Here is a 16,861-nt window from a genome sequence, read left to right on the forward strand (position 1 = left end):
AAACCTGATTTAGAACTCCGAAACCTGATTTAGAACTCCGAAACCTGATTTAGGACTCCGAAACCTGATTTAGAACTCAGAAACTTGATTAGGGATATTGTCTGGAGCGAATGATTTAGAATTGGGTAATGACATATTTACGTCTCGAAAATATTACCAAACGTTTTGGCTCTTTTCTTGCCAACGATAATATCAGTATAAGTATTGAACCAGGAAAAATTCACGCTATCTTAGGTGAAAATGGTGCTGGAAAGACTACTTTAATGAATATTATCAGTGGTCTTTATCAACCTGATGATGGTCAAATTTACCTACAAGAGAAATCAGTCACTATCGCATCTCCAAAAGAAGCTATTAAATTAAGTATAGGCATGATTTACCAACATTTCATGCTTGTACCGCAGTTGACTGTTACAGAAAATATTATCTTAGGAATAGAAAAAAACTGGCGTCTCAATTTACGTAAAAAACAAGCAGAAATTGCTGCTTTATCGCAAGCTTACAAATTAGATGTTGATGTCTGTGCTAAAGTTGGAAATTTACCCGTAGGTACGCAACAGCGAGTTGAAATTCTCAAAGTTCTTTACCGCCAAGCTAAGTTATTAATTCTCGATGAACCAACAGCAGTTCTCACACCAATAGAAGTAGAATCTCTATTTAGGATTTTGCGCCAACTTGCAGCTAATGGTAACACAATTATTTTTATTAGTCATAAATTAGAAGAGGTAATGAATCTGTGTGATACAGTTACCGTATTACGACGAGGTCAAGTAGTAGCAACAACAACAATACAACAAACAACGCGGCAAAGGCTAGCAGAGTTAATGGTAGGACGTGAGGTTTCTTTACAACTAAATAAATCTCCTATCTTGCCAGGAAAATTAGTATTATCTGTGCAGGGATTACACGTTACAGATCACCGTGGTGTGATTGCTGTCCGTAATGTATCATTTAATTTGCGCGCCGGGGAAATTTTAGGTATTGCTGGCGTGGATGGGAATGGACAGCGAGAATTAGCAGATGCGATCGCACAAGTCAGAAGTATTAAGCAAGGAAAAATTGAGTTTGTAGATCCCTCGTTTAACAAAGTAGAAAAGATCATTGGTTATATTCCAGAAGATAGGCAAAAAATGGGTTTGGTGTTGCAGTTTAATATTGCTCAAAATTTAATTTTGAAGGATTTTCAGAAATTACCATTTTGCCGTCGCTTTTTATTGCAACCCACAGCAATTAATCATAATGCCAAATCTGCAATCCAAGAGTTTGATATTCGAGGTGCGGGAATTGATGTTAAGGTAAGTCAACTGTCGGGAGGAAATCAGCAAAAAGTAGTATTAGCGCGAGAATTAGCAGGAAAACCCCAGTTAATTGTGGCGATGCAACCAACACGAGGACTGGATGTAGGAGCGACACAAGCAGTACAACAGCGGTTGTTAACTCAAAGAGAACGAGGTGCAGCGATATTATATATTTCTACCGAATTAGAAGAAGTAATGGCAATAAGCGATCGCATTGCTGTAATGTACAAAGGTGAGTTTGTAGATATTTTGGATGCACCGAGGGCGACGATAGAGGAGATTGGTTTGTTGATGGGGGGAGGAAAAACAAAGGTAAAGGATGAAGAGTGAAAGGTGAAAATTACTGATACAACCTCTATTTTTAAACCTATTATCTCACCCCTGATTGCGATCGCATCTGCGTTAGGAGTCGGCGCAATTCTTATTTTAATTGCTGGTGCTAATCCCATTGTTGCCTATACAACTTTATTTCAGGAATCTCTATCTACATATTTTGGATTTGGCAATACACTTACTAAAATGGCACCACTATTATTAACTAGTTTAGGTGTGTTAGTTGCCTTGCGTGCAGGTCAATTTAATATTGGTGGAGAAGGACAAATTTATCTGGGTGCTTTGGGAAGTGCTTTAGTTGGGTTGTATGTGCAAGGATTACCACAAATAATTCATATACCATTGGCGTTGTTCGCTGGATTTCTATTTGGTGCAGTTTGGGGTTGGATTCCGGGTTATTTGAAAGCTGTACGCGGAGTAAATGAGGTAATCACGACGTTGTTGTTGAATTATATTGCAGTGAATTTGGTTAGCTACTTAGTTCAAAATCCCCTCAAAGCACCAAATGCACCTAGTCCTTATTCACCACTGATTGCAAAATCTGCCCAGTTACCGATTATTTTACCAGGTAGTCTCGCCCATGCAGGTATTTTACTGGGGTTAATTGCAGCGGGAATTTTATGGATATTGTTGGTGCGATCGCCTCTAGGTTATCAAATTACCACTGTGGGATTTAACCCCGTTGCTTCCCGTTACGCAGGTATTTCTGTGGAACATACGATTATCATGGTGATGGCGTTAGCTGGTGGTTTAGGTGGATTAGCTGGTGCTTCTGAAGTTATGGGGTTGAAATATCGCTTATTTGAACAAGTTTCCCCTGGTTACGGTTTTGATGCGATCGCGATCGCTTTCCTCAGTCGCGGTAGTGTTTTCGCTGTAGTCCTCACATCTCTATTCTTTGCTGCATTGCGTAGTGGTGCAAATGTCATGCAGCGCAGCGCAGGAGTTCCCGCAACTATAGTTTACGCAATCCAAGGTTTGACTGTTTTATTTATTGCCATTAGTCTAGCAGTGGAAAGACAAGGAGTGAGGAAATAAGGGACAAGGGAGACAAGGGAGACAAGGAGGACAAGGGAGACAAGGGAGACAAGGAGGACAGACTGGACGCAGAGAAAAACTAATCCCTAATGACCAATGACAAATGACCAATGACAATTGACCAATGACAATTGACCAATGACAATTGACTTCTTTTCAGATTACCTCATTGCCAGTCTGCGTCTTGCTGTACCTTTGGCATTTGCTACTTTAGGGGGGCTGTACTCGGAACGTTCGGGGGTGTTGAATATTGCCCTAGAAGGAATGTTATTGACTGGTGCTTTTACTAGTGCAGCTGCTGCTTTTTACACCGAAAATCCCTGGATTAGTATGCTGGCAGGACTGATTTCTGGGGGAATAGTTGGTCTACTCCATGCATTTTTATGTGTGAGTTTATACGTTGATCAATTGGTGTCTGGTTTGGCGATTAATCTTGTGGCTGCTGGGTTTACATCTTTTTTGGCACGGCTGGTATTTCATGGTAGTAGTACTCAGCGTCTTGTAGGAATTGAACCGATCATTATTCCTGGATTTGCCAATATTCCTTTTTTAGGTGCTTTACTGTTCCAACAAAATATTTTTGTATATTTGATTTTTATTTTAGTGATATTGACTACATATATTTTATTTCATACTAGCTTTGGTTTGACTTTACGCGCCGTAGGAGAATATCCCAAAGCTGCTGCAACAGCTGGGGTGAGAGTACAACTTGTACGGTATTTGGCTGTTGTGTTCGGTGGATGTCTTGCCAGTTTGGGAGGTGCTTATTTAAGCTTAGTGGATGTGAGATATTTTGCTGAAGGTATGAGTGCTGGCAAAGGATTTATTGCGATCGCAGCCTTGATTTTTGGTAGATGGAATCCTATTAGTAGTGCTTTTGCTTGTTTACTATTTGGTGCAACCGAAGCTTTACAGTTGCGGATTCAGGCATTAGGAACAAATGTACCATACCAATTTTTGGTAATGTTACCCTATGCGATCGCACTTCTTGCCCTAATTAGTAAGAAAAATAGAGCAACTCCACCAGCAGCGTTAGGTGTTCCGTATTTTCCAGAAAGTCATATCAGCTAACTTAAATCACTGAATTTGCATCTAAACTGTTGTAGTTGGCTACCAATCCAAGTAGCACCCCTAGCTATACATTCAGGACAAACATCACCGTAGCTGTCACCTTTGTCGCTGCACACAATTAATCTCGCTGCTTCCGTTTGAAACAAGCGATCGCATACTAAACACATTTGGTTGTTTGTTAACAAGCTGTTACATTCTATTTGAAACTTCATTTTTTTACTTCCGAAGAAAGTTTTTATTTAAAAACTTATTTGATCACATAAATATAATATTAGTTTCTACTTTAATCAACTAAAAGTCCCTTTAAATAAAAATGCCCCAGAATTTCTGAGGCATATTCAAGTAGCTGCTTAAAGAGAGGTTTTGCTCTTCTCAACATATAGTTTGATTATAAAATCACCTGTTTTAAATAACAGCTTCCTAAAGAGGTAGCTTATACAATTAGTTTTAAATTTGATAAAATTTGACTAGAAATTATAGATTTAATTTGTAAAAGAAATAACTTCAACAAGGCTATAGCCAATAATTTATCTGAAAAATATTCATTTTTCATTTGTTATAGCTGTTCTCAAGAAAAATATATTTATTGCTACCAATATATTAACTCAATATTTTATTGGTATAGGTCAACACTGAATTATTTAATATTTTTTATAACTTTAGTCGGATTAGAGTTAACTATTTATACGAATATATTGGTTTTGAGGTAAAGTCAAACCAATTATTATATTAATAATTGGTGTCCAAAGTGATGAAAGAGGAGTAAAAGTCTTTGTTAGACTTGACTCCTCTATTTTTAAAATCAATTCCACTGGACACACACAGATAGATAATCTGTACTTCTCTTTGGTTAAATTCATAAAATTGACTTTTGCAAGAGATTTGTAATTACTATGTACAATTAGCTATCTCTTTCTCAAATACACCAAGCGCCCGAACTACAGCCTGATCCATGTCGTAGTACTTATATTCAGCCAGTCGTCCAACAAAGATTACTGTACTATTTAGTCTTTCTACCTCTTTGAGGTAAAGAGCTAGCCGTTCACGATTCTCTTCACGAGTTATAGGGTAATAAGGATCATTTTTTCCTGGTACATAAGCTTGAGGATATTCCATTACCAAAGTAGTTTTGGGTAAGGTTTGTCCCGACAAATATTTTTGTTCAGTGATACGAGTAATATCATAATCGTTCGGGTAGTTGACCGTCCCTACTTCTTGATAATACTCTTGATCCAAAGTGTCAAACTGAAAACGCAGACTACGATAAGGCAACTCACCATACATATAGTCAAAGAAAGTATCAATCGGTGCGGTACAGATTATCCGGTTAAACTTAATGTCATCGATAATTTCCCGATAATCTGTATTCAGCAGTACTTTGATATTGGGGTGATTCAGCATTCGGCGAAACATCTCAGTATAACCGTGTTTTGGCATAGCCTGATATCTATCTTGAAAATAACGGTTATCTCGACTGATATAAACCGGAACACGTCCTGTTACTCCACGGTCTAATTGCTCAGGTTTTAATTCCCACTGCTTAATTGTGTAGTGGAGAAAAACATTCTCATAAATGTAGTTAGCTAAAAACTCTAAATCTCCACTGGCGCTTTCACGCAACTTGAGAATAGGGACTTTAATTCCAAAACCGAAGTGTTCTAAAAGCAAGTTTTCCAGCTTCTGTGCATACTGTGGAGGAAAAAGAGCATAGAGGGAATTGAGATTAAAAGGAATAGGTACTTTCTTTCCTTCCACTACTCCCAGCACATGATGATAGTAGTGTCTCCACTCAGTAAACCTAGAGAGATAATCCCAGGCTTTTTTAGACTTGGTGTGGAAGATATGGGGACCATACTTATGTACTAAAATGCCATGCTCGTTGTAGAAATCGTAAGCATTACCACCGATATGATCCCGCCGTTCCACAACTAGCACTCGTTGTGCTAATTGAGTTGCAATCCGTTCAGCTAGCACGCAGCTTGAATACCCAGCCCCTATAATCAGCCAATCTACTTTCATGCTGCTTCTCCTTACTTGTCATAGTTTGGATGTTGAAAGTTTGTTTTACTTTTGAGGTTCCAGATACTTCTGCCAAAATTGCATAGAAGTGAAATCATTGAATGCTTTTTTCCACTCTGCACTGACACTTGACCATCTCAAACAACTCCCAATTGCAGAGTTAAACCAGGTAAATAAAATATGAAGACCAGCTTTTTGATCAAATTCGTACTGATAAGAGTTAGGATTTTCGTCTATCACATAAATAATTCTTTTTTTAGCTAGCGCTTTACAGATAGAATCACGTTCTTTTTCTTTAACACCAAATCGAATAATCACACTTTCATCAGTAATTAGAAAATGTGGAAGTAAATGACCATTAAGTGTTAATAAAGTCAGAATTTTTTGAAATATACTGGCTTTAGTAACTTGATAAACCTCACTCCGTAAACCTGAATTAGCCAGTATAGTTTGGTTTTTATAACTTCTACTAAGTTCAAAAATATTAGAGTGCAGAATCTCTGGATAATTGCTGATAATGAAATTAGGACCTTGCATATAATCTTCAAAAGCTTTAATTACCATTTGTGCAGAATTGTAATCAAAGATGCATAAAGAATAGAGTATGGATTGTGTGAAAGCTTTAACTGTTTTCAAATATTCTAATGAACTATGAATTGAATTAGTTATTAAGTGATTGCGAATGTAATAGTATGAATCCCAAATGGGTCTTTTAGCATAAAATGGTTCGTGCCACACAGCGATAGAAGGAAAAGCCACTATTCCATGATCAAAATGTTCGTTGATTCTTAAACCAAATTCCATGTCATCAATTTTGATAAACAAGGGAAGCGGTAATCCAATCTTTTCGACAATTTCTTTAGAGAAGGCAAAAAACCAAAATCCTCCATAATCTATATTGTCTTCTAACAAAAGTGAGGTAAGTGTGGTGGTATTTCGTAAATCAAGATTGTGCTTGAGAGGATAGCCTGTGAATTTATCTTGCTTAATTTTTCCTTCATCGTCGATAGATTTGTTATATATTGCTCCTGCTTCATATAAGATGTGTTTTTTGTATAAATCAAGCATACTACCAGCTACAGCAAAATCCTTATTTGCATACTCATATAAAGAAAAAAGCCTGTAAATAGCTTCACTGTCTAACTCTATATCATCATCCATGAATAAGAAGTGCGTATAAACCTCTTCTTGTAAAGCTTCAATCAGTCCTTTAGTAAAACCGCCACTTCCACCGACATTGCGATTATAAATAAGTTTAACTTTAGAGTCTTGAAAATCACTTGCATTTAGAGTGACGCCATTGTCCACTACAAAGATTTTGAAATTTTTATCCTGTAATAAACTGTCTTGCAAAATAGTATTTACTGTCTTTTTTAGATAAACTTCTTTTTTGAATGTACAAGTGATAATTGCTAATGACACATCCTGAGAATTTTCTTGTTCAGTTACCACTAAACCTTCTGTAAATAAACCTTGTTTGCTAAAGCAAGTTATTTCTAGATAAATACGACTAGCTTCTTGATATTGCTGGAGATATGGTAAGGAAAATTTCACATAATCTGATAAACTACAATTTTGAAAAATTTGACTGGAAATAGTTTCTCTTGTACTTGCTTCAGAAGTTTCTTTATAAGCACAAACCTTAAAATCTCCCTCTAGTTTCAGCAAATAAGAGAGTGAATTAATATATGTATATTTAGTATAGAACTTTTCGTATAATGAGTTGAAATATGTATTCAAAGAAATGGTACTATCTTCATATAAAATGATTTGGTTTTTGTCTTCATGAAAATTGATTGATACATCATGAGAAATTTTGAAATATAAATCAGAAATTTCAGCAGTTTTAGGAAATTGTACTCTGTTCACTATATGCATATGCTTCCTACCTTTTAGGTGGTTTCCTAAAAAAAATTAGTTTCGGTTCTGTTACCGTCGGAATATCTAAGCTTTAATTGATACTTGATCTAAATGTTGGTGAATGTAATCTACAAAAGGTTGATAGGCTGCTTGAGGAGAAAGTTTGGCGATCGCATACCTATGAGCTTGTTCCTGCATCCATTGACGTTTTTCTTTGTTGCTTAGCACTGTGTGTATGGCTGCTGCGAAATCTTCAGGTGTATCTGCGACAAGAACAGCACTATCTACAACTCCACTCAGTCCTTGAACGCCTACACTGGTGGAAACGCAAGCACGACCATAGGACATAGCTTCTACGAGTTTAATTTTCAATCCGCTACCAGCCAGCAAAGGAACCAGACAGACTTCAGCAGCACCATATTCCGGTTTCAAATCGTTCACTCTACCTAAAAAGCGAACATTTGGATAATTTCCTTGAATTAAATCACACACACTACCGCATACGTGGAGACTGGAATTAGGTATTAACTCTATAACCTTTAGCCAGACATCCTCAAGAAACCACTTAAGACCGTAGTAATTGTGATCCACAGCATTACCAACAAAAAAGCAACGGTTAGCTACTTGCTTAACAGTATGATAGTTATTCAGCTCCGCAGCCTTGGGCATACAAATCACCTCAGACTCTGGTGCCATTCGCTTAAGGTCGTAAGCATCTTCTTTCTGAATTGCTAACAGTATCTGCGCCTTGCGTAACTGTATGGCTTCTGATTCCCAATCCCAATTGCCTGCATCTATGAAAATGCCTATTTTCTTGAAATTAGCAAATCTTTTGTGAAAAATATCGTGAGTGAGGATAACTTTTAGAGCAGTTTCATTAGGAGAAAAGGCATCTAAAATATTAGCTAAAAAAACATAGTTAACAATTACAATATCTGGTTTAAACCGATAAAATTGAGCTTTAGCAAAATCAACTTCTTCGGATGTCGCTAGTAGATCCTGCCATTCTCGAACATGGACATTTGTAGTAGTAGCTTGCTGTTTTTGTAGTAGTCTTTTGAAAGCGTCTCGAACAGCACGATAAATCTTTTTTTGCTGCTGGGGAAGGTAAAAATAAACCAATCGTAATGGTACAGTCAGCCAATCTGATAATGAGTTAAATCTAAGTAAAACACGAGCAATTCGTAAGTTATTACGAATCCATATTTTGTCAGTTGTTGCTAATGCATTCGGAATAAAGCTCCACGGAAATTTCAGACCAGGGAAAGGATCAAGTGATACAAACCCAACTTCACAACCCGCTTTTTGCAAGTAGCCTATGAAATCTAGTAGATACATGTTACTACCACTTGCATAATCAGTGGGAAAATTTCTACTAATAATTTGGATCTTGATTGGTCTATTTAATCCATGTTGTGTTTTTAAAGTAATCATAAAAAAATAATATTTGTACTTTCCTGTATTGAGCAGTTAAAACTTAAATCACAGATTATGAGAAGAAGTTTGTATTAATTTGTGCCAAACATCTAAGGTTTCTTGTACCATTCTTTCTTCAGAAAACTCTTGAGCGCGTATTTTGGCATTCTTTGCCATCTGCTTGATAGGAACAGGATTTCTGAGTGACCATCTCAATTTCTCAAGCAAATCCTGGGTATCTCCAGTTCTAAATAACAAACCGTGAACTCCATGTTCAATTACCTCTGGAATTCCACTTGCATCTGAGGCAATAATTGGTAAACCATATACCATTGCTTCAGCGATCGCATGAGATTGACCACCTTCATAGTGAGTTGGAAAAACAAACAGATTAGCAGCTTGCAACCACCTACGAACATCAGATCGATAACCCAGCATAAAAACTTTGCTCTCAATACCGTACTCTTGTATTTGATTAGATAATTTTTCCCTTTGCTCACCTTCACCAATCCAGACAAATTTCACATTTGGGAACTCTTTAACAATATCAGGAATGATTGGAATGATATCCATGTAACCTTTTTGCTCATGTAAGCGTCCGACTGTGAGAAGAATTTGGCTATTTTCAGAAATTTCTATTTCTTTGGTTAACTGAGTGTAGAGTTCTACATAGTTTGTTTGATTTGTGCCAGGAATAGGCTTGATACTAGCACCGTTATAAATGCAGAGTATTTGATGTTCAGGAATTTGAAATAAATTAGCCACAAGTTTACGATTGTTTTGAGAAATAGCTAATAATTTTTGGTTCCTATTCCTTGCCCAGGCATATGCTTTTAATTTCTTGGGACTATAATTTTGACATCTAGGTGGAACTAGTCCAAAGCGAACAATAGTTGGTACTTTTAGAAATCCACAAGCCATAATACTGCCAAAACAATATTCAGGTAACGGAAGAATAATTTGTACAATATCTGGCTTGACTTTGAGCAGTAATAAAATTGTTCGCACAAAGTATGGTAAATATTTTTTAAAAATTACTTGATTATGATACTGTTTTTCATCAATTTCTAAACGATGATATTGTACACCTGCTGTGATAAAATCCTTAACTAAAGCTTTTGTGCCATCAGATTTTGGAAATGCTACATGAACATTCCAACCTAATATTACAGATGCTGATGCAATTTTTAAAGTATACTCTTCTACTCCACCGCGTATAATTGATGGAATGATCAGTAAAGCTTTCATAATTTTATTTTTTATATTTGAATATTTTCATTTAGTTCCCATATTCTTGGCTGATAAAATAAGCATTGACTCATATTGACATACTCATTAACTCTAAATTGGAAAACTTCGACTGCATCAAGATAATTGTGTCCAGGTTGACCGATGAGTACTTTCATAATATATAAACCAGGTCTCAAGCTAAGATATGGCATCTGGAGTTGAATTTCTTGCCTTTTTGGTATTAGATTAAATTTCACCTGATCACTAAAACTACTCAATCGGAGAATAATTCCTCCCTCTCCAAATTTTTCTTGAATTAAAATAATGACACCCACATCTTCGATATAATTATGAGCTTGATATCCTATGCAAAAATTAATGTGTTGACCACATATGGGTGATTCAATTATTTTTCCTTGATTATCTTTAAAACACAGATAAGTAATATCCAATCCTAGACTTTGATTCTGAGGTTTTTCTGGTATGAATAATGCATTTGTAGAGTATTCTGACTGTTCCCTCAAAAAAAGATCTGCTTCGTACTTACTCATGATTAAATGAGGTTCTCCAGATGCAATTACATTGCCAAATGAAAGATAAACTGCCGTATCACATGCGGTTAATATAACATTTGGATCGTGAGAAACTAGTATTAGAGATGTACCATCTTTGCGTAACTCAGCAAGACGGTGAAAGCATTTAACTCTAAACTTCATATCTCCGACAGCTAGCACTTCATCAATTAGTAAAATATCTGGATTTGTATGAATTGCACTAGCAAATCCTAATCTTGCAGCCATCCCAGAACTATAACTTTGTACTGGTGCATCGATCGCATCTCCAATTTCAGCAAACTCTACAACTTGATCAAATCGTTCATTAATTTCCTTATTAGACAAACCCAAAATTGACATATTGGCATAAATATTTTCTCGCCCTGTCAAAATAGGATTGAAGCCAGCACCTAAAGCAATCAATGGTGCTACCCGACCATTAACTTCTACAAAACCAGTATCAGGTTTAATCAACCCTGCAATCATCCGCAATAGGGTAGATTTTCCACTGCCATTTTTACCAACTAAACCAAGTGCTTCTCCTCGGCGTAATTGAAAATTAACGTCCTTCAACGCCCAGAATTCTTTTGGTCGAATAATATCGTTTTTCTCTCGCAAACCAAATACTTCAGAAGCGATATCTTGAATACCATAGAGTAGCGATCGCTTTAAATCTCGACAAAACTTTTTAGAAACATCGTTAACTGAAAGAACAATTTCATGGTCATCTTTGTATAACTTTGGTGAAATTTTTTGCTCATTGATCTCAATCATGATTAAGAACTCATTCTCTCAACTACATAAGGCATCGCTAGACGATAGATAATCCAAGCTAAAAGTAATCCCACAATTGCAATGAGACTGGCGATCCAAAATCCTTGGGGATTGGATATTACACCTGTTGTTGCCAACTCCCGTGTTGTGACTAACAAAGGTGTAACGGGATTTAGATTGACAATAGTGCCGAATACGCCATGATTGGGAACTGGATAAACTACTGGCGTCAGAAATAGCCAAAATCCAGTTATTAAGGTTAGCCCAATAGAAAAATCTTGATAGAGAGCGCTGAGTGGAGCTAACAGCAGACCAAAAAACGTTCCTAGCAATACTAAATGAATTAATGCGACTGGCGCTAAAAATACGCTCCAAGTTATAGGAATTTTAAACCAAATAAACAAGCCCACAATCAGAATTAGTTTGATGCCAAAATTGAAAAAAACTTCACCTAATTTGGCAAGAATTAGCGCTTCTCTAGGGAAATTAATTCTAGAGAGCATCATTTTGGCAGCGATTACTGCTTGAGGTGGGCCATTCAGTGCTTCGACAAAAGTTTGCCACAATGTCATACTGAACATGACGTAAGCAGGATAGGGTAAGTCGGTAGCACCAAGATTGACAACTCCACCTCCTTGGGCAAGGGTAAAGCCAACTGCCATGAGAATCGGAGGTATAATTGCCCAAAAAATACCTAAAAATGACTGACGGTATTTAGCGCTGATATCTCGAATCATCAGCCGCCAAGCCAACTCTCGTGAGCTTAACAAGTCCCGTCCCATTTGTTTGAATAATTGAAGCGGACGCCTCATTTGACTCTCAGGTCGATGCACTACCTTATAAACTTTGGGGGTTAAATTTTGAGTCTGTTTCGAGGATTTATTTTGTCTCAAATAACGCTGACTTTTGTGCATTATTATTAACTATTTACTGCGGTGAATAAAAAGCATAAGATCGCAAAATTAATTGAGTTCAGATCCTAATCATGGATAAAATTGCTATCAGATTGACACACCAAACATGCGTCGGCGAAAGATTTGAGTCAAGGATCGTACTCCATCGTAGCCATTAGCACCAAACCAACGTATCATTGCGATCGCTAGACTCAAACGTAGATATTTCTCGCTGTAACGTACTTGAGGATAGTGTAAAAGAGCTTGCTCACGGAAATGAATTGCTTTTTTCCAATCTCCATCGTCTACAGAAAACCATGCTAAACCAAAAAATATACTTGCATAACACCGATTTCTCAAATACAACTGCTCTAAAGAAACTGATGCAAATGTTTTTTCAATAACTGCGCTAATATCTTTTATCATTCCTTGACGATTTCTAGAGAAACTGTTAGGAAGTTGACGATAACGCAGTAGAGGTTCCTTAACAACTGCAACGGGATAACGAAGAGCAATACGAACCCACATATCTAAATCTGGTGCATAAGCTAAATCTCTATCAAATAGCTCAACAGTATCAAAGCAAATACGTCGAACCATTGCTGAACTTCCACTAGCAATTGGGTCATTTACAAGAAGTTCATTCCATATATTACCTTCTAAATGGGAAGCAAAAATTCTACCCGTAGGATTGTTTTCTTTATCAACTAAAAGTGTCCAAGTATATACTAAACCTACTTCCGGTTTTTCATCTAAACAACGTACCTGTTTTTCAAGTTTTGTTGGCTCCCACAAATCGTCCGCATCCAAAAATGCGATATATTCTCCTTGAGCATGAGCAATACCAGTATTGCGTGCTGCGGAGACACGTTGATTTGCTTGCGAAATTAATTTGACTCGCGAATCTCCAATATCAGAAGCCCATTCCACAATATTATCTGAACTGCCATCATTAACAATAAATACTTCAAAATCGGTGAAAGTTTGCTGCAAAACACTTTCTAAAGTTTCTGGCAAAAAAAGCATAGCATTATATGCAGGAATGACAACAGATACTTTAGGCATATTTCAACTCCTTTTAGTTAATTCACACCCTTTGCCTTCAGATAAAATCATGCAATTATGTAGTTAATAAATTTAGAAGATTGTATTATCTATCTGATAAATTTTTGATATTCTTCAATTGCTCTGTTTGAATATTGCTCCCAACTTAAATCTTTTTCTTGAAAGCTCTGTGCTGCTTGCCGCTTTTGCTCCAGTACGTTTGAATTAGATGCAAGTAATTTTAATAATGAAGCGATCGCATGATAATTTCCTGGAGATACTATATAACCAGCAGGATATTCTTCTATGTTGTTTTCTAATTTAATCGGCTGTCCACCTTGCATTCTCAAAGCATCTTCACCACCAGTATTTGTTGTACAAATCAGAGGTAAACCACAAGCTAAAGCTTGAGTTACTACATACCCAAAACCATCTTCAATACTCGGCATAGCAAAAACACTGCTATTACGGTAGTAGTCTGCTAACTTTGGTTCAGGAATGTGTCCAAGACATTTGACTTTCTCATCTGCTCCAGCTAATAATTGAGGCGTTTCTGGTGTGGCTCCCCCAATTAATAAAAGCTCACTGTTGGGAATATTAGCTTGCATAAAAGCTTTCACTAAATAATGAATTCCCTTACGTACACTCAGGGAACCTACATAAACTACTCGAAAAATATTATCCTGCTTTTTCCCAGGATAAAAAGTTGCCATATTTGTTCCAAAAGGATTGTGAATCAAGCGTTGTTCAGGAAATTCTTGCTCAAGAAAGCTGCGTTTAGCAAAGAAGCTAGGAACCGCTACTCGGTCAGCTAAATTATATTCCCGCAACTCTTGGTTGACAATTTCTGGATGAATTTCTGTGCAAACTAATCCTAGTTTTTGATATTCCACTTGCAATAATTGTAATTGCACTTTGATATGTGAGGAACTACGCTCTAGAACAAAAGGTATGCCATTTTCTTTAGCCCAATATAGTGCAGGTTCAGAAAAACTTGACCATCCATGAATTAGCGTACTACCTTCTAAATAACCAACAGCAGCATGACCAAAAAGGCGATACAAAAAAGGCTGTGACTTCCTAATTAAAGGATCTCCACCTATTTTTTTGATAGCTTTATTTAATAGTAATGTTAAAGGTAAACTTACGACTTTATGATCAGGCACACCCCAAGAACGAGTTTTGAATTTAGGGTAATTCGTGATTAGTCGATGCAAAACACCGGCTTTGTGAAGTTCCCTCGCCAGTTCAATTGCGTGCCATCGACCACCGACAATAATGCTTACTTTCATGTTCATATTAATAGTGCTTTGATGAAATGAAATACTATTGAGTAACAGCTAATTTGCCTAACACACGTCGGCGTAGAGCATAAATTATCTCCATGAATTGGTTGTAGTTATCAGAACCTAAGTAACGCATCAGTGCGATCGCCAAACTCAAACGAAGATATTCTAAGGAGTAGCGTTTCTGAGGGTAATAGATAATAGCTTCCTGCCAAAATTGAACTGCTTGCTTATAATCTCTATCAGTACTTTGCAGACATTTCCAAGCTAGACACAGGTTCGCTTGATAATAGCTGCGATTCTTCAAGTACAGTCGCTCTGAAGGTGCGGAGTAGAATACTTTCTCAATAAATAAAGGAAAGCATTGCGCCATCAATTGCCAGTTTTTAGACAAGCTAGTAGAAAGTTGACGATAGTAAGTCAAAGGTTCTTGAAGCACTGCAAAGGGATAACGAGAAGCAATGCGAACCCACATCTCCCAATCTTCAACCGCCAGTAAATTGCAATCAAATAAACCGACAGTTTCAAAGCAATCGCGACGAATCATAGGTGAGCTACCACACTCAATGATGTTGTGTTCAATGAGCTGATTCCATACATCACCTTCAGCTTTGCTCGCAAATACTCTTCCCGTAGGTTTTCCAGTTGGATCAATTAAAGCTGTCCAAGTATATACCAATCCTGCTGCTGGATAATTATCTAGACAAAGTACCTGTTTTTCTAACTTGCTTGGTTCCCATAAGTCATCAGCATCCAAAAACGCCAAATACTCTCCTTGAGCATGAGCAATACCAGTATTGCGTGCCGCAGATGCTCCTTGATTTTCCTGAGAAATTAGCCTAACTCGCAAATCTTGTACTTGAGAAGCCCATTGTTGGATGGTATCCGAACTACCATCATCAATAATCAACACTTCAAAATCAGTGAAATTCTGTCTAAGAACACTCCCTACTGTTTCCGGGAGATAAGTCATCGCATTATACGCCGGGATAATCACAGAAACTTTGGGCATATCTTTGAAAATGCTACTTAGTTAGAAAGAACTTGATTGTGTACCTTGATATAGAGTTAGCAATTCTCGGTCAGAAAGAATGCGATCGCTCTTTTTACCCAGAAAGAAATATCCCGATGCAGCATCCAATGTACCCGGTTTATCAATTAGGTAGTAGTCGAAGTATTTCAACCAAAATGATGTCAGCCTTGCAATAACCTTGACTAAAGCTCTTGCAGCTGGTGTTTTGACAAAACTCAGAAGAAAGTACTGATATGACCAAGCTAAAGCCATTCCTGGTCCACACACTGCACCGCTACAAATCTCTTGAAATTTTCGGAATAAACGACGATGTCCTAAGTGGGTAAAGCGAGTAAAGTCATATTTACCCAAGTGTACTTGTTGTATAAATGGAGTTTCTGCATAAACCAAACCATCTTCCTTTAGTACTCGATGAATTTCTTCAACACAATGCTGTGGATCTACAACATGTTCAAGTACAGCCTGTACAATTACACCATCAAAGGAGCTATCTTCAAATGGAATATTGTGTAAGTCAGAAATTAATGCTGTACGAGGACCAAAACAAACATCGCTCTCGACCAGTTCAATTTCAGGAACTGATAAGATAACTTCCATTCCTTTACCTAAGACACTAGCACCAATTACTAAAACTTTAGGTTGCTCGTTTTGCTCCAAAAGTAGCTCCACAAATTTTGTATAGTTTTTCTGACTTTTGATATTGAGAATAATTCCAGGTATCAGCCCCACAAGCAATTTTTCCAGTTTGGATTTTGGTTTCAGTTTAGTATCTTCTTGATTCAGAAAGTCATTAATCCTGAACACACTAGCAGATTCATTTATTAAGATGGGTACACCATCAACAATAGGAAAAATAACTTGGCAATGAGGATTTACGCACTCAAGCAGATAATTAGTTGATAAAATTTTAGAGTTGCAGACTGGACAACAAAGCTTTTCTTGGATGGTTTGTGAGATTCTAATTTGAGTATTTTCTAAAGTTTTAATTTTGGTATGCATGAATATATTCCTC

At 37.0% G+C, this 16,861-nt stretch carries 14 protein-coding genes; 3 read left to right on the forward strand and 11 right to left on the reverse strand.

The window, feature by feature from the left end; translation table 11 throughout:
* The first annotated feature begins 128 nt into the window (after positions 1-128).
* The 3 genes from B4U84_RS18955 (at position 129) to B4U84_RS18965 (ending at position 3,740) form a co-directional block, all read left to right on the forward strand.
* Entirely contained in the window at positions 129-1,628 is a 1,500-nt protein-coding gene (locus tag B4U84_RS18955; protein WP_131120051.1) for an ABC transporter ATP-binding protein, read from the forward strand.
* A 3-nt stretch (positions 1,629-1,631) separates the two neighbouring features.
* Complete coding sequence (locus tag B4U84_RS18960) at positions 1,632-2,669, forward strand: ABC transporter permease (RefSeq protein WP_131120053.1); 1,038 nt, start codon at positions 1,632-1,634, stop codon at positions 2,667-2,669.
* 138 nt (positions 2,670-2,807) lie between these two features.
* Positions 2,808-3,740 (forward strand): ABC transporter permease, encoded by a 933-nt coding sequence (locus tag B4U84_RS18965; RefSeq protein WP_131120055.1) that lies wholly within the window; start codon positions 2,808-2,810, stop codon positions 3,738-3,740.
* Here the strand turns inward: B4U84_RS18965 and B4U84_RS18970 are convergent.
* From B4U84_RS18970 to B4U84_RS19020, 11 genes are all read right to left on the reverse strand, one after another.
* A complete protein-coding gene (locus B4U84_RS18970) occupies positions 3,737-3,952 on the reverse strand; it encodes a hypothetical protein (RefSeq protein WP_017310689.1) in 216 nt (71 codons plus the stop codon). The genes B4U84_RS18965 and B4U84_RS18970 overlap by 4 nt on opposite strands.
* Positions 3,953-4,631: 679 nt before the next feature.
* Positions 4,632-5,759 (reverse strand): UDP-galactopyranose mutase, encoded by a 1,128-nt coding sequence (glf, locus tag B4U84_RS18975; protein WP_131120057.1) that lies wholly within the window; start codon positions 5,757-5,759, stop codon positions 4,632-4,634.
* 45 nt (positions 5,760-5,804) lie between these two features.
* Entirely contained in the window at positions 5,805-7,637 is a 1,833-nt protein-coding gene (locus B4U84_RS18980; protein WP_131120059.1) for a glycosyltransferase family 2 protein, read from the reverse strand.
* A gap of 66 nt (positions 7,638-7,703) precedes the next feature.
* Complete coding sequence (locus B4U84_RS18985; RefSeq protein WP_131120061.1) at positions 7,704-9,053, reverse strand: glycosyltransferase; 1,350 nt, start codon at positions 9,051-9,053, stop codon at positions 7,704-7,706.
* Between the two features lie 48 nt (positions 9,054-9,101).
* Complete coding sequence (locus tag B4U84_RS18990) at positions 9,102-10,283, reverse strand: glycosyltransferase (protein ID WP_131120062.1); 1,182 nt, start codon at positions 10,281-10,283, stop codon at positions 9,102-9,104.
* 11 nt (positions 10,284-10,294) lie between these two features.
* Entirely contained in the window at positions 10,295-11,593 is a 1,299-nt protein-coding gene (locus B4U84_RS18995) for an ABC transporter ATP-binding protein (RefSeq protein ID WP_131120064.1), read from the reverse strand.
* Positions 11,594-11,595: 2 nt separating this feature from the next.
* Positions 11,596-12,375, reverse strand: a complete 780-nt coding sequence (locus tag B4U84_RS19000; RefSeq protein ID WP_476426321.1) for an ABC transporter permease — start codon at positions 12,373-12,375, stop codon at positions 11,596-11,598.
* 219 nt (positions 12,376-12,594) lie between these two features.
* Entirely contained in the window at positions 12,595-13,551 is a 957-nt protein-coding gene (locus B4U84_RS19005) for a glycosyltransferase family 2 protein (protein ID WP_131120066.1), read from the reverse strand.
* Between the two features lie 89 nt (positions 13,552-13,640).
* Positions 13,641-14,828: a glycosyltransferase family 4 protein gene (locus B4U84_RS19010; RefSeq protein WP_242677663.1), complete on the reverse strand. Its 1,188-nt coding sequence runs from the start codon at positions 14,826-14,828 to the stop codon at positions 13,641-13,643.
* Positions 14,829-14,856: 28 nt separating this feature from the next.
* Positions 14,857-15,828: a glycosyltransferase family 2 protein gene (locus B4U84_RS19015; protein ID WP_131120068.1), complete on the reverse strand. Its 972-nt coding sequence runs from the start codon at positions 15,826-15,828 to the stop codon at positions 14,857-14,859.
* Positions 15,829-15,849: 21 nt separating this feature from the next.
* Complete coding sequence (locus tag B4U84_RS19020) at positions 15,850-16,848, reverse strand: methyltransferase domain-containing protein (protein WP_131120070.1); 999 nt, start codon at positions 16,846-16,848, stop codon at positions 15,850-15,852.
* Positions 16,849-16,861 lie beyond the last annotated feature (13 nt).

Origin of the sequence: Westiellopsis prolifica IICB1 (assembly GCF_004323185.1) — a bacterium.
GTDB classification, from domain to species: domain Bacteria; phylum Cyanobacteriota; class Cyanobacteriia; order Cyanobacteriales; family Nostocaceae; genus Pelatocladus; species Pelatocladus prolificus_A.